Genomic DNA, 19,515 nt, shown 5'->3' with positions numbered 1-19,515 from the left:
GTTACACACTGGCTAATAAAATAGCACGGCTCTTATCTAATGTGACTTGCTCTCGTTCACCCAAAGCAGTCATACCATGGCGTTCAAGCTGAGTTACAATTTTATCTGCTACCTCTGCGCCTAAGCCATAATCACTTAAGCGTGTTGGCATATTAACACTATGGAAAAACGCTTCGGTTTTAGCAATTGCTTGATCTATTGCCTGCTCTTCATCACTAATATCTAGGCCTAAAACACGATCCGCATACTGTAAAATTTTACCGTGTTTCGTTTCTTTTTGTTCAGCCATCATTCGTGGTAAAACAATCGCAAGTGTTTGCGCATGGTCTAGACCATATACTGCGGTCATTTCATGGCCCAGCATATGCGTTGCCCAATCTTGTGGTACACCAGCACCAATTAAACCATTAAGCGCCATCGTAGCTGACCACATAACATTTGCACGTACTTGGTAATTATCAGGATCACTAAATGCTTTAGGGCCTTCTTCAATCAGCGTCATTAAAATACCTTCAGCAAAACGGTCTTGTAACTTAGCACCCACATCATAGGTTAAGTATTGCTCCATAGTGTGCACAAATGCATCAACGATACCGTTAGCAACTTGGCGCTCTGGTAATGAGTAAGTAACTGCGGGATCAAGTACTGCGAATTTTGGCAACACTAATGGACTAGCAAATGGTAGCTTATCGTGACTTTCAAGATTCGAAACAACACTATTGCCATTTGATTCTGAACCGGTTGCCGGTAACGTCAACACTGCACCCAGAGCAATGGCTGATTTAATTATCCCCCCTTTAGCAAGAATATCCCACGGCTCACCATCATAATTTGCTGCTGCGGCTATAAATTTACTGCCATCAATGACTGAACCACCACCCACAGCGAGAATGAAGTCAATGTGTTTTTCCTTTACTACACTAACGGCTTTCATACATGTTTGATAACTTGGATTTGGCTCTATGCCTTCAAATTCAAACCAAGTATGTTCATTAAGTGCTTCAACAACCTGGTCGTATACACCATTACTTTTAATACTTCCGCCACCATACGTCACTAATACGTTAGCATCTGCTGGGATTTCATTTTTAATTTTCGCGATTTGTTGTTCACCAAAATGAATTTTGGTCGGGTTAGCAAAACTAAAATTTAACATGCTTGCTCCATTGCTTTGAAGAGGCTCAATTTAGATGAGCGAAATTATTTAACTCATTCATTGTAGGCATTTGAGTCTTTAATTAAAGACGGCAATCGGGCAATCACTTTTGCACAGCTGCAATAATTAATGCAATATATGTATATTACTTACCTTTTGAGATAAAATAATGTGGCAAGGTTTAGATGAGTTTTTACATGTAGTTGAGCATGGTAGCTTTACTAACGCAGCAAAGGCGATGGACGTTTCAACCTCACATATAAGTCGACAGGTTCAGCAATTAGAAAACCGCTTAGGCTCACTATTATTTCAACGCACCACCCGCAAAATCAGCCTCACTGATGCAGGGAGAGAGTATGCAATAAAGCTCAAAGCAATCAAACAAGAGTTACTCGATGCCAACACCCAACTGCAAGGGGAACAAAGGCAGCCTAAAGGTTTAATTCGTATTACTGGTGCCGGTGAGTTTGTTGCAAACAAAGTGGCACCCAAAATAGTTGAATTTGTAAAACGATACCCTGAGGTGGAAGTCGAAATGGACTTTAACAATCGCAATGTCGATTTAGTGGAAGAAGGGTTTGATTTAGCCATTCGCTTTGGCCGTATGCAAGACTCTAATTTAATTGCTCGCCCTCTGTGCCCACGAATAATGACCTTAGTAGCTAGCCCTGAATATCTAGCCGCCAATACATCACCACAGACCCCCTTACAACTGATTGATCACAATTGCCTGATTGCTATGAACAAACGTTGGCGATTTAGTTTTGACGGTGATATCAAAGAAGTAAAAGTCAATGGAAACTGGCGTAGCAATCACCCTCAAGCACTGCTCAATGCAACATTAGCTGGCTTGGGGATTGCACATTTAGCGAGCGATATTGTGCAGCCTTATGTGGCATCGGGTAAATTAGTTACATTGCTTAATGAGTTTCAAGTCAGTGATAATGCCTCATGGCTAGTGTACCCCCGTAAAGATTTAATGCCGTACCGAGTCAGACTTTTAATAGAGCATTTGCTGGTCAGCTTTAACAATGCTTAAATTTTATTCTTTAAGTCTTTAGCTACTCAGGATAGAATTTAATCAACAACAATAATAAGCGTTCATTATGAAAGATTTTTACCAACTCAGCGCAACTAGCCTACAAGGGCAACAAGTTGAATTTAATGACTACAAAGATAAAGTTGTGCTTATAGTTAATACCGCAAGCCAATGTGGCTTTACTCCTCAATACGAAGGACTGCAAACCCTTCATGAAAAATACCATTCAAAAGGTTTGGTTATTATTGGCTTTCCCTGCAATCAATTTGGTAAACAAGAACCCGGAGATGCAACACAAATAAAGCAAGGTTGCCTACTAAATTACGGTGTTGATTTTCAAATCATGAGCAAAGTGGATGTAAATGGCGAGCATGCTCACCCTGTCTTTAGGCATTTAAAATCTGAATTGCCAGGGTTTATAACGCGCAAAATAAAGTGGAATTTCACTAAGTTTTTAATCGGTAAAGATGGCGAAGCAATTAAACGTTTTGCACCCTTTACTAAACCAGAAGCAATTGAAAACAGCATAATTAAAGCGCTAGGTTTATAAAAAGCAATAAAGAGGCAAAAGCCTCTTTATTTTAATTTAATCGTTTAGGTACTCATCAAAGTCTTCGTCACCTAAATTTTTTCGTAAGCGTTTTTGCTCAAGGTAGTCTTCCAACTTTTTCTTTACCTTTTGCTTTTTCTTGTCGTGCTGATTACGCCCAACCATTTCGTACTCATCTTCAACAAAATCGTCATCTAGCGCATCGTAACTAAATGTCTTACCCACAACCCACTCCATAAAGTGTTTTAGACCAAAACAGTGTGATTACTGTCATTGGCAGAATTAAAAATGTTTGATGTTATTTAGCTGTATAAAAAAACATCAAAGTAAAGCCATAGCCTCATCTTACAAAGGCGATATGTCAGTAATGTGAATAAATAGCGCTAAATTTGAATTCTGGAAAGTGAGAGTTTTTTATCGATACGATAAGTATTTTTTATACTTTTATAAATGTTGGTCAAAATAACTAAAATGTAGCTATTTATTTAAGATTATTATTATCACCCACCTACCACAAAAAACATAAACCCATGTTTAGTAAAGAATAAAAAGTTGGCACCAAACTTGATAACTACTAATTACACAATCGTTAAAAACAACAGTTAACAGGATTACAAAAATGAAAAAGTTACTTTTAGTCGGTTCTTTATTTATTGCTACAGGCGCAATGGCACATGATGATCACGATACCAACATCTCATTTAGTGGTGATTCGTGTGAAGTCGAGTTTCAAAACGATGTAAGAATTTTACCAAGCGAACTTGAGATTTTTACCGCTGATAATCAAAAGATGGTCTTTACCAGAAATGCCGATTTAGTGATTAACGGCCAAACAATGCAATTGAACAGCCAACAGCGTCAAGCTATTACTAATTACTCAGATAGTTTACGCAGCCAGCTACCAGAAGTCGCTAACATTGCCCTTGATGGTGTAAAAATCGCGGGAGTAGCTATTGAAGAAGTAGCCAATGCTTTTAACATCCAAGGTTTTGATAGCATTAATGATCTTATGGCTGACATTGAAGTTGAAGTTGAAGACACATTTTACCAGCAAGGCGCATTTGTAATGGGCCAACAAAGCTTTAACGAGTTTGGTGAAAACTTTGAACACCACTTTGATGAACAAATTGAAAGCGCTGTTGAATCAGCCATGATGCAATCAATGGGCAGTATTTTAATGGCTCTTGGTTCAGAATTAATGGGTTCTGGCGGTGATATGCAAGCATTTGAAGAACGTATGGAAAATATGGGCTCACAAATTGAAGAGCGCGTTCAGGCACAAGCGGATCAATTAGAAAAACGTGCTGATGCATTGTGCGGAAATTTTTCAACTATTGCAGAGCAAGAGCAACAACTTGTAAAACTAGTCCCTGAGCTTAAAAGCTACCAATTATTCACTTATAAACAAAATAACTAACTGTTATTTAAAAATTTGATATCCCTTTAGCAGCAATGTGGTTTTACCCCATTGCTGCTTTTTTATTTCTTCGCTAAATGTAACAACTCACCGAGTTTCGCAATCGCGTTTTCAAAGCGCTCACTCCAAGGTAAACCATAGCTTAGTCGTATGCAGCTCCGATACTTGTTTGTCGCTGAGAATATGTAACCAGGAGTAATACTGATCCCTTCATCTAATGCTAAATGAAACAATTTAACACTGTCGTAATCTTTACCTAAATCAATCCAGATCACGCACCCTCCTTGCGGATCACTAATTCTCACAGTGGTTGGTAACGACTGCTGCAAACACCAGATCATTCGCTCTTTATTACTACGCAGCTTTTGCCTGAGCAGCTTTAAATTACGCTCATACTCGCCACTGGCAACAAACTCATACAGCGTCCACTGATTGATCAATGAGGTGGAGCAACTAAATGCTCGCTTAAAACGGCGGGCTTTTGGCGCAAACTGGCCTGCAATGAGCCAGCCAACTCGATAACTGGGTGCCGCGGTCTTCGAAAATGAAGCACATGTGATAACTAATCCTTTTTTGGAATATGCTTGCGCAGGTGTACCACGCTCAGCGCCAAAGTATAAGTCGCCATATACATCGTCTTCAATCAACACAACATCATGTGACTCTAATAGCTCCACCAATTGCTTACGTTTATGATTGGGCATAAAACTGCCGACAGGGTTATTAATCGAAGTTGAAAAAACACATGCTTTAATATCGTGATCATTCAGCGCCTGAGTGAGATCATCAAGCCAGATCCCGTCATCTGGACATAAAGGGATCTCCAAGGCTTTTAAGCCCAAACTTTCGATCAACTCGATGATACCAAAATAACAAGGAGATTCGATCGCAATCACGTCTCCTGCTTTAGCAACACATTTAAGCGCGATCGATAAGGCTTCTTGTGCACCATTGGTGATCACTAATTCTTGGTTATCTATACCAATACCAAAATCTAAATAACGATGAATGAGTTGTTTTTTTAGCGGTGCGTAACCATCTATTGCTCCATAGTTAATTGCTCTACTGCCTGCCATAGACATAACTCGGCGCATTGTGCGTGCTAGCATTTTATCTGTTGGTGCTGCTGCTACAGGGTTCGCAATACCAAAAGGCACCACATCCGCTTTGTGAATAGCATCATAGACTTGCTCAATCAATACCTGCATGTTTACCGACACCGGTTCTCGGCTTAATTTGATCCGCTTTGGTCTTGCCAGTTGAACAGCGGCTGCTTTTAAGAAGTAACCCGATTTTTCACGTGCCTCGACTAAGCCTTGAGCTTCAAGCGTTTGATAAGCAAGCTTAACGGTTGGAATACTGACAGTGAGTTTATCTGCCATTTTTCTCAACGAAGGTAACTTCTCACCAGGCAACAACGTACCTTGATCACTCAGCTCGCGCACTAACTGCATTACTTGTTGATATAAAAAGTCCTGATTACCTTTACTCACCACTAGTGACATAGCATTGATCCTTTTTAACCCTGATAGCCATAAAATCTGTATAGGTTACATTTATGGTTTTCTGTGTATGTTAAGTATACACAACCGCTCTAAAATACACACTTAATCTACACCCTCCATCAACCTGGAACAATGCCATGAAAAGTATTGCGCTTTATCTTGTTACTGTACTCATTTGGGGCTCAACATGGCTCGCTATTGAATTTCAATTAGGTGATGTCGCCGTTGAAGCATCGCTGTTTTATCGGTTTTTACTTGCCGCTATTTTAATGTGGTGTTGGGTAAGCGTTAAAAAGTTACCCATGCAATACGCCAAAAAAGATCATTTATTCTTTGTCTTATTAGCCTTGTGTAACTTTGGTTTAAATTACCTAATGTTGTACTGGGCGCAAAATCACTTAACTTCAGCCATGGCGTCAATCGCTTTTTCATTACTGTTATTAATGAATATTATCAATACGCGCTTATTTTTTGGCAAACCGATCGCTAAACGTATATATTTCGGTGCCCTTTTAGGGGTAATAGGTATTGCTTGCTTATTCTGGCCACAGCTGCAGCAGTTCAACCTGAATAATGAGGTGTTGGTCGGTTTACTACTTGCCCTCACAGGTACCTTTGTGGCTTCATTGGGTAATATGGTGAGCGTGAGAAACTCCAAACAACACATTGGCGTAATGCAAGGCAATGCTTGGGGTATGCTATACAGCGCAGTTGGCTTATTTGTTTACTTGCTTGTCAGTGATGCAAGTATGAGCTTTTCAGCACCAGCGAGTTACTGGTATTCATTAATCTATTTAGCCGTATTTGGCACTGTTATCGCGTTTGCTTGCTATTTCGCACTACTTAAAAATATTGGTCCAGAGCGAGCAAGCTACGTTATTGTTTTGTTTCCATTGGTAGCAGTAACTTTGAGTACATTATTTGAAGGCTTTATATGGCAGGCCAATACCTTTTTAGGGTTTAGTTTGGTATTGCTTGGCAACGCTATCGTACTGACGCCGACTAAAAAAATTAACGCTTTTTTTGCAGCAAGAGCTATTCAGCAAAAAAGCTCCATCCCCAGTTAGAATGCGCAATAGCGCAACTAACGCCAAAGCGCCTACTTGTTAGGTGCTTTTTTTATTTTCTGAAGGCACACAAAATCGTAGTGCCTGCGGGTGTACCGTAATCGTTGCAGGTGTTTCACCTATTAGCTCACCATCAGCTTCTATTGGTAACCCCTCACTTGTTATACACGCTTTATCCAAGCGCTGATAATTCAAACCTCGTATTGTATGATGACAGCCTAACATCAAGCGGATAAAACTATATAAATTACAAAACAATCCATGTGCAGGCATGGCATAGCATTCTAATTTTCCATCCGATAATTGCGCTTTTGGTGCGATGGCTAATCCACCACCAAAATAACGGTGATTCGCAAACACTGTAATCAAATTTTTGTGCTCAATTAATTCATCAGCAAAACGTCCATTCAGTCTGCTAGGTTTATATTTTAATAAATGCTGAAAGCCTGCGAGACTGTAACCCAAAGACGATAAATTAGACTTATCTTGTAACGCGTTAACAACATGCGCATCAAACCCAACACCCGCCACGTTAATAAAGTAGCGGTTATTGATTTGCCCAATATCAATTGCCTGCTCTTGTGCAGCAAACACAGCTTGCTGCCACGCTTCTTTTGAGCATGCAAAACCTCTTGCGAAATCATTCCCCGTACCTAAAGGCAATAACGCCAAAGAGCAACCCGTTTTAAGTAATGCATTCACAGCAAGGTGAAGCGTACCATCTCCCCCTAATACAACAGCACGCACATGCGGCTTAGCTAATTGCACTATTTTTGCACAATCAAAGTTAAAATCCCCTGTAGTTGCAAATGTATCAACATAAATTTGCCGTTTTTCGCACTCTTCATATAACCAAGTAAACATTTTTTTGTGCTTTTTTTTCGTACTTGGCTTTATTATTATTAGCATTGGTTAAATATCCATTAAGCTGTCAACAAAACAACATCAAACAAAAAATAAATTAATCTGAATAATTAATCACTTTATTCAAAACTAAATGCATATTAAAAATAAAAAACACTTTAAGCTACTGTAAAAAAATAACTTATATCATTTTAAAATTCATAACCATGCAATCAACTACAAAATAAAAAACTTAACGCCAAGTTAATAAACCCTAAATGCATTAGTTATTTTTATCTGGCCACCTTACTTTTTATCGTTTTATTTTTGTGCAATTAAACGTCAGAATAGCCACGTTTTCAAAACAGACATAACCCGGAGCAAAAGTAATGAACACAGTAAATACATTAAATCAAAATACAGCAGCCCATGTTGCCGTAAAACCAACCAATAGCAAAGCAAAAATACTTAAGCGACTTAACCAGTACGGTAAAGCACTCGCGCTAGGCGGCGTAATACAATACAAATAATCACCCAACCATGATTATTTTAGCGGTGCAGCAAACACCCAACCACTAAACGAAGATACTTCTTTAGCTCCCTCGTTTGCTGCAACCTCTTCTTAAAACAATTAAAAACCTCCTCTTTTATAAAAAAACGCACCTTTTAGAACAAAAAACCAGCAAACGATCTTTTTCCTATTTACACACCCCAATCACCTGCGTATTATTCTCTCCCAACGGAGAGATGGCAGAGTGGTCGAATGCACCGGTCTTGAAAACCGGCAGGGGTTTATAGCCCCTCTAGGGTTCAAATCCCTATCTCTCCACCATTATTAGTTTTTGGTGGTTCACTCGATCATCAAAATGACAGTTTATGCGCCGGAGAGGTGGCCGAGTGGCCGAAGGCGCTCCCCTGCTAAGGGAGTATAGGGTTTGTAGCTCTATCGAGGGTTCGAATCCCTCCTTCTCCGCCATTTAATAACGAAGAAAGCCCCGCAATTTATTGTGGGGCTTTTTTTGTTGTTAAAAATGGCTGAAGGAGGGTGAGAACCCTCGACTAGGGTTCGACCAAATGTCAGGAACATTTGGGGCCGCTGCAAGCGTCGCGAAGCGATTGATTACATGGACGTAAGCAAGCCCATCCCTCCTTCTCCGCCATTTAATAACGAAGAAAGCCCCGCAATTTATTGCGGGGCTTTTTTTGTTGTTAAAAATGGCTGAAGGAGGATGAGAATCTACGCAAAAATCGTCCTATTCGCGGTGTTCTTTTTTCCTCGGGTTTCGTAATACTCAACCCAAGCTACGGAGTGTATCGCAACATTTTATTTCAGCAGTCCAAACTAAATCCGTCCGCATCCAAATGCGCAGGAAAGCTTTGTTTAAATTGCTTAAGTGGCTCTTTATCAATAGTGGTGATCAAAATGTCAACTTTATCGTCTGCTGCTTTCGCCAATGCATCCCCTTTAAAGTCATACACTGCGGTACCGCCATTATGTGCCACACCATTACCATCATCACCGATACGATTAACACCAATTACATAGCATTGATTTTCCATCGCTCGCGCCATTAATAAGGTATCCCACACTTTGCGCCTTACTGCAGGCCAATTAGCCACATTGATCATCACGTCATAATCATTGCGGCTGCGCTGAAATACCGGAAAACGTAGGTCGTAACACACTTGCGGTAGAATCCTAAAACCATTGAGCGTAAACACTTCGCGCCGCGCACCCGCTTTAACAAACTCACCCTCTTTACCTAAACAAAATAAGTGGCGCTTGTCGTAATATTTCACCTCTCCATTAGGCCAAACCCAATAAAAGCGGTTGGCTTTTTTATCGCCTTGTTGCACCAGCACTGAGCCAGCTATCACCGTATTGGTTGATTTGGCTGTCGCAATCATCCAATTAAGAACTTTACCATTTTCGGGCTCTGCACAATCTAGACTAATTGCAAAGCCAGTGGCAAAGGTTTCCGGTAACAAAATCAAGTCTACCGCATTATCAATATTCGCAATTTTATCGTCAAATACTGCCAAATTAGCTGCTTTATCAAGCCAATTTAGTGATGTTTGAATAGAAGCGATGGTTAAAGTTGACATAAAATCTCCGCAGCTTGGATCAGTGTAGCTTCATTTTTAGCAAAACATAAGCGTATGACCTTATCATTACTGGACTTTTCATAAAATACACTAAGCGGGATGGCGGCAACACCGGCCTGCTCTGCCAACCACTGGCAAAACTCGACATCATTTAAATCTGAAACACCGCTGTAGTCGAGTAATAAAAAGTAAGTGCCTTCACTAGGTAAAATAGTAAAACGGCTATCATTAAGGGCATTACTCAGCACATCACGCTTGTGTTGGTAAAATTCACTGAGCTCATCAACATGCTCACCTTGCTGTTCTAACATATCAGCCAACGCATGTTGCGCAGGGGTAAAACTTGAAAAAGTAACGTATTGATGAATTTTTCGAAATTCCACCGCAAGCTCAGTTGGGGCAATGCAATAACCCATTTTCCACCCTGTACTGTGAAACGTTTTGCCAAAGCTTGAAATTACAAAGCTTTTAGCAAATAACACATCATCACGCAGTACACTTAAATGCGGTTGCTGATCAAACGTAATGTGCTCGTACACTTCATCGCTTATTACATACAAATTATGCGCAAGTACTAACCCTTTGAGTGCCTCTATATCGTGCTGTTTAAACGTTTTACCACTTGGGTTATGGGGTGTATTTATAATAATTGCGCGGGTGTTAGTGGTTATTGCATTTGTGACTACTGACCAGTCAATTGCGTAATCAGGCGCATACAATGCAACATGTACAGCGCGACCACCTGCAAGCTCAATGGCTGGTTGATACGAATCGTAGGCAGGATCAAATACAATAACTTCATCACCTTTACGCACAATTGCTTGAATGGCGACAAACAGCGCTTCGGTAGCACCAGACGTCACAGTAACTTGCTCGTTGGCATTAATATTAGCGTTGTATTTGCGCTTTATTAATTTAGCAATTTGCTGCTGTAGCCGTGGTACTCCACTTGATGGTGAATATTGATTGACTCCTTCGAGTACATAATGATTAAGCTGCTTTTTTAGCAGCTCTGGCGCATCAAACTCAGGGAACCCTTGGGATAAATTTATCGCCGAAAACTGATTTGCAAGTGCGCTCATTTGACTAAAAATACTGGTGCCTAAATTTGGCAATTTACTTTCAAACACTGGTTACCCTTAATGATGGTTTTGCACCCAAAGCGATGCTATCATTGCGAATAGCAGAAGTATAGCCGTCTAAATAACTTTGGTAGCTCGAGGAATATATGCATAACAATACCGCTATTTCAGAACTTATAGAAGCAGGAAAATGGATCAGCCAACAAGGCTGGGTACCCGCAACCGGTGGAAACTTTTCAGCGCGCACCAGTACAGGTTTTGTTGTCACTGCCAGCGGCTTCGATAAAGGTAAGCTAGGTACTCACACCTTTATTGAGCTTGATCATCAAGGGAATAGACAAGCTGGAGGCTCTAAACCTTCAGCTGAAACTGAGTTACATTTAAGTATGTATAAGTTAATTCCTAGCGCTAATTTTGTTTTGCATACTCACTCTGTCGCGGCGACGGTTTTATCTCGTATTATTAAAGGCCACAGCTTAAACTTACAAGGTTATGAGATGCAAAAGTCACTGCGAGGCGTAAGCTCGCATTTAGAGGTTTTAAGCATTCCTATTTTTGATAACGACCAAAATATTGACCGCTTAAGCTTATTAGTCAGTGATCATAATCTGCATACCCCTATTGAGCACGGTGTGCTTATTCGAGGCCACGGCCTGTATGTAGTTGGCCGTGACATACGCGAAGTACGCCGCCAATTAGAAGGCTTAGAGTTTTTATTTAGCTGCGAATTAGAACGCTTAAAATTAGAAGGTCTTCACACAGAGGTCGCATTATGATCAAAGCAATATTAACTGATATTGAAGGCACCATCACCCGTATTTCATTTGTTAAAGAGGTGCTTTTTCCTTATGCCGCAGCGCAATTGCCAACATTTGTAACAGCCAACCAGCAACATACTATAGTTGCTGAACAAATTGATGCAGTTAAGACACTTATTGATCAACCAAATGCAGATATAGACACCGTAATTAATACGTTACTCGAATGGATAGCTGCAGATAAAAAAATTACCCCACTTAAACAGCTACAAGGGCTAATTTGGCAAACTGGCTACGAAAATGGCGATTTTACTGGCCATTTATATCACGATGCCTATCAATTTTTGCAAACTCAACAACAAGCTGGGCAACAGTTATATGTCTACTCGTCGGGTTCAGTAAAAGCCCAGCAATTAATTTTTCAATACTCAGATTTTGGTGATATTCGCCCACTGTTTACTGATTACTTTGATACCCAAGTAGGAGCCAAACAACAACCTAGCGCCTATGAAAATATTATTTCGCAACTACCGTTTGTCGCCAATGAAGTATTATTTTTAAGTGATGTTGCTGAAGAGCTTGATGCCGCCAAAAGTGCAGGCTTAAAAACCTTGCATTTAATTCGTGATGGTCAAGCAAGCTCGCCTGCACATAATTATATTAACGATTTCAGCCAATTTACTGCGGAGCATTTAGCATGAGCCAACTGACTATTTTTGCCGATTGTAACGGCACTAATGCATTATTAGATACCCAAAATGCAGCACAAATTGCCGCTGAGCTGAATAAAGTAAATGTACGATTTGAACAATGGCAGGCAAACGCAACCATTACCGAGACAACCAGTCAGGATGATATTATTAACGCCTACAGCAGCGATATAGAGCGCTTAAAACATCAAGGTGGTTATCAAACGGTTGATGTAATTTCGTTAGCAAAAGGCAACCCCGCAGCTGAAGAGCTTCGTGCTAAGTTTTTATTCGAACACACCCACAGTGAAGATGAAGTACGCTTTTTTGTTAAGGGCCAAGGCCTATTTTGCCTGCATATTAATGACAAGGTTTATCAAGTGCTTTGCCAGCAAGGTGATTTAATTTCAGTGCCTGAGCTTACTCCACATTGGTTTGATATGGGCAGCGATCCTGAATTTACCGCTATTCGTTTATTTAATAACACTGAAGGCTGGGTGGCACAAAGTACTGAGTCTGAGATTGCTAAGCAATTTCCGTTATTAGATTAAGCATCTACAGGAGTTTAAATGGAGAAGCTATTTTCATACGGCACACTGCAACTTGAGCAAGTACAACTCGACACCTTTGGTCGTTTGCTCCAAGGCGAACCGGCAAAGCTTACTGGGTATATTGTCGGTGAAGTAGAAATTACTGATGCCGCCGTGCTAAAAAGCAGTGGCCAACGGTTTCACCCCGCTTTAATAAAAACAGGACAAACAACCGACATCGTCACAGGCACCATTTTTAGCATTACCGAGCAAGAACTAGCGAATGCCGATAGCTACGAAGTCGATGACTATGTTCGTGTCGAGGAGCTATTTAGCACCGGCAGTAATGCTTGGGTATATGTGGCGAAAAAAGGCTAGATCAGCTTTTTTAATTCACCCGCTAGCACTTGCGATTGATGATACACGCCAGTATCTAACACCCAACCAGTAATAAGCTTAGCGGGGGTTACATCAAATGCAGGGTTATACACTTGGGCATTACTCGGTGCCCACAGTGCCTCACCAAAACTACCACTAACACCGCGCACCTCTGCGCTATTGCGTTGCTCAATCTCAATATCTGCGCCGCATGCTGTATTTAAATCGAGCGTAGTAAGCGGTGCAACGACATAAAACTCAATGTTATGAAAGTGCGCCAACACGGCTAAATTATACGTGCCGACTTTATTGGCAAAATCACCATTGGCAGCAATACGATCAGCCCCAACAAAAATTTTATCAACCTTGCCTGCAGCCATTAAGCTTGCCGCCATATTGTCGCAAATCAGCGTGTAAGGTACTTGCCAGCGTTCAAGTTCAAACGCGGTTAGTCGCCCGCCTTGTAATAATGGTCGTGTTTCATCAACCCATACATGAATATTGCCATGTTGCTGCTGGGCTTTATAAATAACACCCAAAGCTGTGCCAATTCCTGCAGTAGCAAGCGCCCCGGTATTACAATGGGTAAGAATATTATCACCACTTTGCACCAATGCTGCACCATGGTTTGCCATACTTTCACACAAGGCAATATCTTCATTAAATAAGTTAACCGCGCTGCTTACAATCGCGGTAACAAAGTCATCTTGCTGTAAGGCAGTACGCAATTTTGCCATGCAGTGCATTAAATTAACCGCCGTTGGCCTTGTGGCTTCTAACTCATCAATCGCTGCTGCCAATGCAGCTTTTTCAGCCCCTTGCTCAGCTAAATGCGCAATCAGTAAACTTGCACCTAAACCAATCAGCGGTGCGCCACGAATTTTTAAGGTTAAGATTAAATCCCGCATGCAGGCCACATCAGCACACACATGCCATACCTGCTGGTGGGGCAATAAATACTGATCTAACACACTTAATGTATTATTTTGATATTTTAAACTGCTCGCGATGAGATCTTGCATGATTAATCCTGACAATGTTTTTTGCTGCTATTTATTCTACAGCAGTTTTTAAACCATACAACCAAGAAGTGTAGACATCTAAACGTTTGAGAGTATAGAATGCTGAACCTGCTTATTTTATGAGATTCTTTTATGGCCGAGTACTTTGCTTTTAATGCCCAGCACGCTGTTGATTATATTAAACACCTTATTAAAAATGATGGCCTAAATTGTTTTCAAAAAGAGGCAGAGCTTACAGCTTATGAGTTTGGTGATGGCAATTTAAATCTGGTATTTAGAATAAGTGATGAAAGCAATAATAGTGTTATTTTAAAACAAGCACTGCCGTATGCTCGCTGTGTTGGAGAATCATGGCCACTTACATTAGACCGCGCCCGCATTGAGGCTGAAGTACTCATTAACCACGGTGCTATTTGCTCAGAGCACACTGCCCAGGTCGTGCATTACAACCCTAAACTTGCCCTTACTGTGCTTGAAGATTTAGGCCACCTACAAATATTGCGTGGCGCGCAAATTAACGCTGAGCAGTTTCCTTTACTTGCAAAGCATATAGCAAATTACCTAAGCTATACCGGTTTTTATAACTCAGATTTTTATCTAGCCGCACAAGATAAAAAAGCGAAAGTGAGTCAGTTTAGTAACCCAGAGTTGTGCCAAATCACCGAAGATTTATTTTTTAGTGACCCCTATATTATCCATGAGCGTAATAATTTCCCCACAGAGCTTAGCGAACATGTTGCCAGCATACGCAATAACTCAGCACTTAAATTAGCCGCAGCAAAGTTAAAAGCCAAGTTTTTAGCATGCCCACAGACACTATTACATGGTGACATGCACAGCGGCAGCATTTTTGTTAATCAACAAAAAACAAAGATAATCGACCCTGAGTTTGGGTTTTTCGGCCCTGTTGGCTTTGATATCGGTTCGTTTATGGGTAACATCTTATTAAACTATTGTGCGCAAAACGCACGTATAGCTGAATTGGCTAAGCGACGCCAATATCAAACTCACTTACTGACTTGCCTACAAGATTGTTACACTTTATTTGAGCAAAAATGGATTAATCTCATTACTCAGTATAGTAATGATGCAAGTTTGGCTAATCCTGAATTTGCACGCTATTACCTGCAACAAGTACTACAAGATGCTGTCGGATACTGTGGCGCAGAACTCATTCGTCGCACAATAGGTTTGGCTCATGTTGCAGACATTGATGGGATTAAAGACGAGAAAGCGCGCTTAGCAGTACAGCAGCAAACTCTTATTCTTGGTGAACAACTAATGATAAATGCTCAAGGCTGTAACGATAAAGATGACTTTTTTGCTTTGTTAATCAGCTTATTAAATTAATATTTCGGGGCCACATCCGGGTCAGTAGCATTGCACTACTGACCCTGCAACATACGTTATGCGTCAGATTTAGCCAGTTCAGATTGAATGTATAAGCGAACTTGCTCTTCTAATACAGAAAGTGGCACCGAGCCATGGCGCAAAATTTGATTATGGAACTCACGAATATCAAAGTTTTGACCTAAAGCCTGCTCAGCTTCTTTACGCAAACGTTTAATCGTCAGCTCACCAATTTTGTATGACAGTGCTTGTGCTGGCCATGAAATATAACGATCGGTTTCTGTTTTAACGTTATGCAGTGAAAGTGCTGTGTTTTCACTCATAAAGTTCATCGCACGCTCACGGCTCCAGCCGTACATATGCATACCTGTATCAACCACTAAACGCGCTGCACGCCACATTTCGTAGGTTAAGCGACCAAAATTACTGTATGGGTCTTGATAAAAACCAGCCTCTAGGCCCAAGTACTCTGAATATAACCCCCAACCTTCACCAAACGCTGATAAATACGCATCACGGCGGTAACTTGGTAAATATTCTAACTCAGCGTTTAAGGCAATTTGTAAGTGATGACCTGGCACAGCTTCATGCAATGTCAGTGCTTCTAATACATACAAAGGACGCTTATCAAGTGCATACGTATTTACCCAATAGTAGCCAGCCTGATCATCACGACGTGACCCAGAATAACGACCTGTTGTGTACTTAGGTGCAATACTCGCAGGTACTGGAGCAACACCATATGGTAAACGCGGTAAGGTATGAAATAATTTTGGTAACTGCGCATCCATTTTTTTTGCAATGTAAGATGCTTCTTTTAATAGCTCTTCTGGCGTAGTTGCATAAAACTGTGGGTCGGTACGTAAAAAGTGCACAAACTCGGCGAATGTGCCCTCAAAGCCAACTTGTTCAATAACTTCATCCATCTCAGCACGAATACGCGCAACTTCTTTTAAGCCCAGTTCATGAATTTCTTTTGGCGTCATATCGGTGGTGGTGTAGTACTTTGCACGATTAGCATAAAACGCTTCGCCATTAGGTGTAGACGAAATACCAATGTCACTGCGTGCACCTGGTTGGTATTCTTCATTAAAGAAAGTCAGATAATCTTTATAAGCACCAATCACTTGCTCTTTGATTACTTTTTTTGCTTGCTGCTGCAGCGCGCTAAATTCACTATTAGATAGCCCTGCGGTGTTAGTTAAAAATGGCTTATAAAACTCTGATTGCGTTACATCATCCACAATATAGGCAGTGATTGAGTCTTGATAACCCTGTAATACAGCTTTAGGCTGAGTTAGCCCGACCTCTAAACCTTTACGCATCCAACCAATATTCTGCTTGAAAAAGCGAGGAACTTGCTGCAAACGTTCTAGGTATAGCTGAAAATCTGCCGACGTTTTAAAATCAGATTGCGACACCATGAATGATAGGCTTGAGTGAAAACCATATTCCGAGGTAAGCGGCATGTAATGGCTATTAAATATGTATTCATCCACACTGTTTTGTACTTGAGCACGTATAATAGTTAAGTTTATACGGTTTTCTTCACTTAGTTTGTTTACATCAATCGCATCTAACTGTGCCAAAAGTGCAGTATTTTTTTGATATTTAGCCTCTAAAAATTCAGCACTTAAATTATTTAGTAAGTAACCATCAACCCCCTCGGGACTACTAAATGGGCTAATACTCTGGCGATAATCAACGATTGATTGCGCCACAGTAGTAAACTGCTGATCGGTATCTACCGTGGTAGTTTGGCAGGCGCTAAGCGAGCAGACAAATGCAATGCTCAATAATGAGTGGCGCAATACGCCGCTTGGTTTTTTATTAGTATTCATTTTCATCTTAAAGTTCTGCAATCATTACGTGGTGTTTAAATTACCTTAAGCCAAGAGTTTTACCAAAATAAATGCGACCAAAGTCGACGCTTAAATATTGACCGCACTATGTCTAGTACTTAATCAGTAGTTGATTATTGATGATAAAACAGGCGATAGTGCAAAAAAAATCGATGCTTCTGTGCCAAAAATCACATTTTTACTTTTAAAAAGGCGTGATACAGATTAATGTAGTGAGAATGTCGTATGCTAGGAAAGCACTGATGCCTTATGGAGCGAGGAAGTTAATTTAGCTATTTTGCGTATTTAGTTGGTATAAATAAATGATGTTCCATGACTCCATGGCTATTGCTCAAGAAAAAATGACAAAAGTGTGTATCTTTTTAGAGCATCACGCATTACCACCGTCGCCGCTAAATTATAACGTTGTCTATACCTACATAAGCCAAGCTAATACAGAATTAAATGCAACCATTGATCGTGCTTTAGCCCTTGGGCAAACAATTGACTGTGTTTACATTGAACAGTTGTACTTTGATTATATGGATAAAGCTCACCAAGCCGAGACATCCATGGTGCGAAATGTTGATGGAATAATAAGCTCGTTATCACGTAGCGCAAACTCAACAGAAAAAGATATAATGCGCTTTGCCAATCAGGTTAGTGATTGTGTTCACTCCTTAGATGAAAAAAACATTCAGCAAAGCCGCAATGCATTAAATATCTTAAGTAAACATACAGCTCACTTGCTTACTCAGCATCAACAGTTTAAACAAGAACTTATTAAAGCTAAAAGACTTCAAGAAAAGACTCAGCAACAACTTGTGCAACTGCGTACAAAACATATTACCGACCAGCAAACTGGCTTATACAAGCGTCACTACCTTAACCAACAAACTCAATTATGGTTAGATCAACAAAAATCGGTGTGTGCTATTGCAATTCAAATAGATAATTTAGATCACTTTATTGATAATTATGGTGACATGATAGGCGAAGTTATTTTAAACAAAGTAGCCAAGCAAATTCAAAAGTATGTATTTGAAAGTGGCTTACCAGGGCGCACAGGAAAAGCTGAATTTACCGTTTTGTTAGCTGATATAGACCCAGAAACGGCTAACGTCATCGCAGAAAAGGTCCGTAACGGCGTGGAAAAACTGCGATTTGTAAGCTCTAAAAGCGGGATTAAATTACCCACAATAGACTTATCTTTAGGCATCGCAAAGCACAGTGACGAAAAAGACTTTAATAAACTCGCGCGAAAAGCATCTAACGCAGCGCATAAAGCGCGTTCATTGGGGCAAAGCAGCTTTATCGCAGGTCAATGATCTGCACCTTGATCCACAAGCATTTTTTCCATAATCAAATTGCACCTCAGGGCCACTATCAAGTACACTAGTCTCTATAATCAAGAAAGAGATTTATCATGAACGAGAATCAACAAAAGACGACGCATTTTGGCTATCAAACAGTAGCTGAAACCGACAAAGCCTCGATGGTTGCCGACGTATTTCACTCTGTAGCGGCTAAATACGATGTGATGAATGACTTAATGTCTTTTGGTATTCACCGTTTATGGAAGCGACAAACTATCGCCAGTTCAGGTGTTCGCAAAGGCCACCACGTGCTTGATTTAGCAGGTGGTACAGGCGACTTAACCGCTAAGTTTAGTCAACTAGTGGGTGAAACAGGCCAAGTAGTACTGGGTGACATAAACTCTTCTATGCTCAAAGTCGGTCGTGAAAAGCTGCATAACTTAGGCCTCGTAGGTAATATCGATTACGTGCAAATGAACGCTGAAGCATTACCGTTCCCAGATAACAGCTTTGACTTGATCACCATCGCGTTTGGCCTTCGTAATGTTACCGATAAAGATAAAGCATTGCGCTCAATGTATCGCATTTTAAAACCAGGTGGACGCTTATTGGTTTTAGAATTTTCCAAGCCAGAGCATGAAGTGCTTAGTAAAGCCTATGATTTTTACTCATTTAACCTGCTGCCCACAATGGGCAAATTAGTCGCAAATGATAGTGAATCATACAAATATTTAGCTGAGTCTATTCGTATGCATCCTGACCAAGATACACTAAAAGAGATGATGAATGATGCTGGCTTTGAACAAACTACTTATCAGAACTTAACAGGCGGCATTGTTGCTCTGCATCGTGGTTTTAAATATTAA

The 19,515-nt window shown here is 40.5% G+C and carries 20 protein-coding genes and 2 tRNA genes; 14 read left to right on the top strand and 8 right to left on the bottom strand.

Going from position 1 to position 19,515, the window contains the following annotated elements; all coding sequences use genetic code 11:
• Position 1 precedes the first annotated feature (1 nt).
• Positions 2 to 1,156 carry an iron-containing alcohol dehydrogenase gene (locus ACFI4Z_RS10380; protein WP_462670527.1) on the bottom strand — a complete coding sequence of 385 codons (1,155 nt, stop codon included), beginning with the start codon at positions 1,154 to 1,156 and terminating at the stop codon, positions 2 to 4.
• Between the two features lie 169 nt (positions 1,157 to 1,325).
• On the opposite strand from ACFI4Z_RS10380, the gene ACFI4Z_RS10375 reads away from it, so the two are divergent.
• Positions 1,326 to 2,195 (top strand): LysR family transcriptional regulator, encoded by an 870-nt coding sequence (locus ACFI4Z_RS10375; RefSeq protein WP_462670526.1) that lies wholly within the window; start codon positions 1,326 to 1,328, stop codon positions 2,193 to 2,195.
• A 67-nt stretch (positions 2,196 to 2,262) separates the two neighbouring features.
• Positions 2,263 to 2,745: a glutathione peroxidase gene (locus ACFI4Z_RS10370; protein ID WP_462670525.1), complete on the top strand. Its 483-nt coding sequence runs from the start codon at positions 2,263 to 2,265 to the stop codon at positions 2,743 to 2,745.
• Positions 2,746 to 2,781: 36 nt separating this feature from the next.
• Here ACFI4Z_RS10370 and ACFI4Z_RS10365 read toward each other — a convergent pair whose 3' ends face one another.
• On the bottom strand, positions 2,782 to 2,970 hold the full coding sequence (locus tag ACFI4Z_RS10365) for a PA3496 family putative envelope integrity protein (protein ID WP_082665493.1): 189 nt from the start codon (positions 2,968 to 2,970) through the stop codon (positions 2,782 to 2,784).
• Positions 2,971 to 3,364: 394 nt separating this feature from the next.
• On the opposite strand from ACFI4Z_RS10365, the gene ACFI4Z_RS10360 reads away from it, so the two are divergent.
• Positions 3,365 to 4,162 (top strand): YggN family protein, encoded by a 798-nt coding sequence (locus ACFI4Z_RS10360; RefSeq protein ID WP_462670524.1) that lies wholly within the window; start codon positions 3,365 to 3,367, stop codon positions 4,160 to 4,162.
• Between the two features lie 62 nt (positions 4,163 to 4,224).
• Here ACFI4Z_RS10360 and ACFI4Z_RS10355 read toward each other — a convergent pair whose 3' ends face one another.
• Positions 4,225 to 5,667, bottom strand: a complete 1,443-nt coding sequence (locus ACFI4Z_RS10355) for an aminotransferase-like domain-containing protein (protein ID WP_462670523.1) — start codon at positions 5,665 to 5,667, stop codon at positions 4,225 to 4,227.
• 137 nt (positions 5,668 to 5,804) lie between these two features.
• On the opposite strand from ACFI4Z_RS10355, the gene ACFI4Z_RS10350 reads away from it, so the two are divergent.
• A complete protein-coding gene (locus ACFI4Z_RS10350; protein ID WP_462670522.1) occupies positions 5,805 to 6,734 on the top strand; it encodes a DMT family transporter in 930 nt (309 codons plus the stop codon).
• Between the two features lie 39 nt (positions 6,735 to 6,773).
• Here ACFI4Z_RS10350 and ACFI4Z_RS10345 read toward each other — a convergent pair whose 3' ends face one another.
• Positions 6,774 to 7,643 carry a diacylglycerol/lipid kinase family protein gene (locus tag ACFI4Z_RS10345; RefSeq protein WP_462670521.1) on the bottom strand — a complete coding sequence of 290 codons (870 nt, stop codon included), beginning with the start codon at positions 7,641 to 7,643 and terminating at the stop codon, positions 6,774 to 6,776.
• Positions 7,644 to 7,966: 323 nt separating this feature from the next.
• Here ACFI4Z_RS10345 and ACFI4Z_RS10340 point away from each other — a divergent pair, with 323 nt between their 5' ends.
• The 3 genes from ACFI4Z_RS10340 (at position 7,967) to ACFI4Z_RS10330 (ending at position 8,553) form a co-directional block, all read left to right on the top strand.
• Positions 7,967 to 8,107 carry a hypothetical protein gene (locus ACFI4Z_RS10340; protein ID WP_462670520.1) on the top strand — a complete coding sequence of 47 codons (141 nt, stop codon included), beginning with the start codon at positions 7,967 to 7,969 and terminating at the stop codon, positions 8,105 to 8,107.
• A gap of 211 nt (positions 8,108 to 8,318) precedes the next feature.
• Positions 8,319 to 8,409: transfer RNA gene (locus ACFI4Z_RS10335), tRNA-Ser, on the top strand.
• Positions 8,410 to 8,460: 51 nt separating this feature from the next.
• Positions 8,461 to 8,553 (top strand) — tRNA-Ser (locus tag ACFI4Z_RS10330).
• 353 nt (positions 8,554 to 8,906) lie between these two features.
• Here the strand turns inward: ACFI4Z_RS10330 and ACFI4Z_RS10325 are convergent.
• Positions 8,907 to 9,683, bottom strand: a complete 777-nt coding sequence (locus tag ACFI4Z_RS10325) for an amidohydrolase (RefSeq protein WP_462670519.1) — start codon at positions 9,681 to 9,683, stop codon at positions 8,907 to 8,909.
• Positions 9,671 to 10,813, bottom strand: a complete 1,143-nt coding sequence (locus tag ACFI4Z_RS10320; protein WP_462670518.1) for a methionine aminotransferase — start codon at positions 10,811 to 10,813, stop codon at positions 9,671 to 9,673. The genes ACFI4Z_RS10325 and ACFI4Z_RS10320 overlap by 13 nt, the downstream gene beginning before the upstream one ends.
• A gap of 98 nt (positions 10,814 to 10,911) precedes the next feature.
• On the opposite strand from ACFI4Z_RS10320, the gene ACFI4Z_RS10315 reads away from it, so the two are divergent.
• From ACFI4Z_RS10315 to ACFI4Z_RS10300, 4 genes are read left to right on the top strand one after another with little or no spacing between them, the layout of a single operon-like run.
• Positions 10,912 to 11,541 (top strand): methylthioribulose 1-phosphate dehydratase, encoded by a 630-nt coding sequence (locus ACFI4Z_RS10315; protein ID WP_462670517.1) that lies wholly within the window; start codon positions 10,912 to 10,914, stop codon positions 11,539 to 11,541.
• Positions 11,538 to 12,224 carry an acireductone synthase gene (gene mtnC / locus ACFI4Z_RS10310; RefSeq protein WP_462670516.1) on the top strand — a complete coding sequence of 229 codons (687 nt, stop codon included), beginning with the start codon at positions 11,538 to 11,540 and terminating at the stop codon, positions 12,222 to 12,224. Before ACFI4Z_RS10315 ends, mtnC begins: the two co-directional genes overlap by 4 nt.
• Positions 12,221 to 12,763, top strand: a complete 543-nt coding sequence (locus tag ACFI4Z_RS10305; RefSeq protein ID WP_462670515.1) for a 1,2-dihydroxy-3-keto-5-methylthiopentene dioxygenase — start codon at positions 12,221 to 12,223, stop codon at positions 12,761 to 12,763. Before mtnC ends, ACFI4Z_RS10305 begins: the two co-directional genes overlap by 4 nt.
• A gap of 18 nt (positions 12,764 to 12,781) precedes the next feature.
• Entirely contained in the window at positions 12,782 to 13,120 is a 339-nt protein-coding gene (locus tag ACFI4Z_RS10300) for a gamma-glutamylcyclotransferase family protein (RefSeq protein ID WP_462670514.1), read from the top strand.
• Here ACFI4Z_RS10300 and mtnA read toward each other — a convergent pair.
• Positions 13,117 to 14,142 (bottom strand): S-methyl-5-thioribose-1-phosphate isomerase, encoded by a 1,026-nt coding sequence (gene mtnA / locus ACFI4Z_RS10295; RefSeq protein WP_462670513.1) that lies wholly within the window; start codon positions 14,140 to 14,142, stop codon positions 13,117 to 13,119. The two genes, ACFI4Z_RS10300 and mtnA, sit on opposite strands and share 4 nt — an antisense overlap.
• A gap of 132 nt (positions 14,143 to 14,274) precedes the next feature.
• On the opposite strand from mtnA, the gene mtnK reads away from it, so the two are divergent.
• The gene (mtnK, locus tag ACFI4Z_RS10290) at positions 14,275 to 15,492 is read left to right on the top strand and encodes an S-methyl-5-thioribose kinase (RefSeq protein ID WP_462670512.1); all 1,218 of its coding nucleotides are present in this window, start codon (positions 14,275 to 14,277) and stop codon (positions 15,490 to 15,492) included.
• Between the two features lie 56 nt (positions 15,493 to 15,548).
• Here the strand turns inward: mtnK and ACFI4Z_RS10285 are convergent, their stop codons facing one another.
• On the bottom strand, positions 15,549 to 17,333 hold the full coding sequence (locus ACFI4Z_RS10285; RefSeq protein WP_462670511.1) for a DUF885 domain-containing protein: 1,785 nt from the start codon (positions 17,331 to 17,333) through the stop codon (positions 15,549 to 15,551).
• A gap of 341 nt (positions 17,334 to 17,674) precedes the next feature.
• Here ACFI4Z_RS10285 and ACFI4Z_RS10280 point away from each other — a divergent pair, with 341 nt between their 5' ends.
• Positions 17,675 to 18,661: a GGDEF domain-containing protein gene (locus tag ACFI4Z_RS10280; RefSeq protein WP_462670586.1), complete on the top strand. Its 987-nt coding sequence runs from the start codon at positions 17,675 to 17,677 to the stop codon at positions 18,659 to 18,661.
• A gap of 98 nt (positions 18,662 to 18,759) precedes the next feature.
• Positions 18,760 to 19,515, top strand: a complete 756-nt coding sequence (gene ubiE / locus ACFI4Z_RS10275) for a bifunctional demethylmenaquinone methyltransferase/2-methoxy-6-polyprenyl-1,4-benzoquinol methylase UbiE (protein WP_462670510.1) — start codon at positions 18,760 to 18,762, stop codon at positions 19,513 to 19,515.

The sequence above is a fragment of the Pseudoalteromonas sp. RWi3 genome (assembly GCF_054960735.1).
The sequence above is the reverse complement of the archived record's forward strand: the minus strand, read 5'-3'. Positions and strand labels throughout refer to the sequence as shown.

What these genes read in the sequence shown, in the direction of transcription:
- ACFI4Z_RS10305 (WP_462670515.1), top strand. Translation starts at nt 12,221, where the DNA reads ATGAGCCAACTGACTATTTTTGCCGATTGTAACGGCACTAATGCATTA.
- ACFI4Z_RS10355 (WP_462670523.1), bottom strand. Translation starts at nt 5,667, where the DNA reads ATGTCACTAGTGGTGAGTAAAGGTAATCAGGACTTTTTATATCAACAA.
- ACFI4Z_RS10375 (WP_462670526.1), top strand. Translation starts at nt 1,326, where the DNA reads ATGTGGCAAGGTTTAGATGAGTTTTTACATGTAGTTGAGCATGGTAGC.
- mtnK (WP_462670512.1), top strand. Translation starts at nt 14,275, where the DNA reads ATGGCCGAGTACTTTGCTTTTAATGCCCAGCACGCTGTTGATTATATT.
- ACFI4Z_RS10380 (WP_462670527.1), bottom strand. Translation starts at nt 1,156, where the DNA reads ATGTTAAATTTTAGTTTTGCTAACCCGACCAAAATTCATTTTGGTGAA.
- ACFI4Z_RS10325 (WP_462670519.1), bottom strand. Translation starts at nt 9,683, where the DNA reads ATGTCAACTTTAACCATCGCTTCTATTCAAACATCACTAAATTGGCTT.
- ACFI4Z_RS10340 (WP_462670520.1), top strand. Translation starts at nt 7,967, where the DNA reads ATGAACACAGTAAATACATTAAATCAAAATACAGCAGCCCATGTTGCC.
- ACFI4Z_RS10360 (WP_462670524.1), top strand. Translation starts at nt 3,365, where the DNA reads ATGAAAAAGTTACTTTTAGTCGGTTCTTTATTTATTGCTACAGGCGCA.
- ACFI4Z_RS10370 (WP_462670525.1), top strand. Translation starts at nt 2,263, where the DNA reads ATGAAAGATTTTTACCAACTCAGCGCAACTAGCCTACAAGGGCAACAA.
- ACFI4Z_RS10280 (WP_462670586.1), top strand. Translation starts at nt 17,675, where the DNA reads ATGGCTATTGCTCAAGAAAAAATGACAAAAGTGTGTATCTTTTTAGAG.
- ubiE (WP_462670510.1), top strand. Translation starts at nt 18,760, where the DNA reads ATGAACGAGAATCAACAAAAGACGACGCATTTTGGCTATCAAACAGTA.
- ACFI4Z_RS10350 (WP_462670522.1), top strand. Translation starts at nt 5,805, where the DNA reads ATGAAAAGTATTGCGCTTTATCTTGTTACTGTACTCATTTGGGGCTCA.
- mtnC (WP_462670516.1), top strand. Translation starts at nt 11,538, where the DNA reads ATGATCAAAGCAATATTAACTGATATTGAAGGCACCATCACCCGTATT.
- ACFI4Z_RS10300 (WP_462670514.1), top strand. Translation starts at nt 12,782, where the DNA reads ATGGAGAAGCTATTTTCATACGGCACACTGCAACTTGAGCAAGTACAA.
- ACFI4Z_RS10285 (WP_462670511.1), bottom strand. Translation starts at nt 17,333, where the DNA reads ATGAATACTAATAAAAAACCAAGCGGCGTATTGCGCCACTCATTATTG.
- ACFI4Z_RS10315 (WP_462670517.1), top strand. Translation starts at nt 10,912, where the DNA reads ATGCATAACAATACCGCTATTTCAGAACTTATAGAAGCAGGAAAATGG.
- ACFI4Z_RS10345 (WP_462670521.1), bottom strand. Translation starts at nt 7,643, where the DNA reads ATGCTAATAATAATAAAGCCAAGTACGAAAAAAAAGCACAAAAAAATG.
- mtnA (WP_462670513.1), bottom strand. Translation starts at nt 14,142, where the DNA reads ATGCAAGATCTCATCGCGAGCAGTTTAAAATATCAAAATAATACATTA.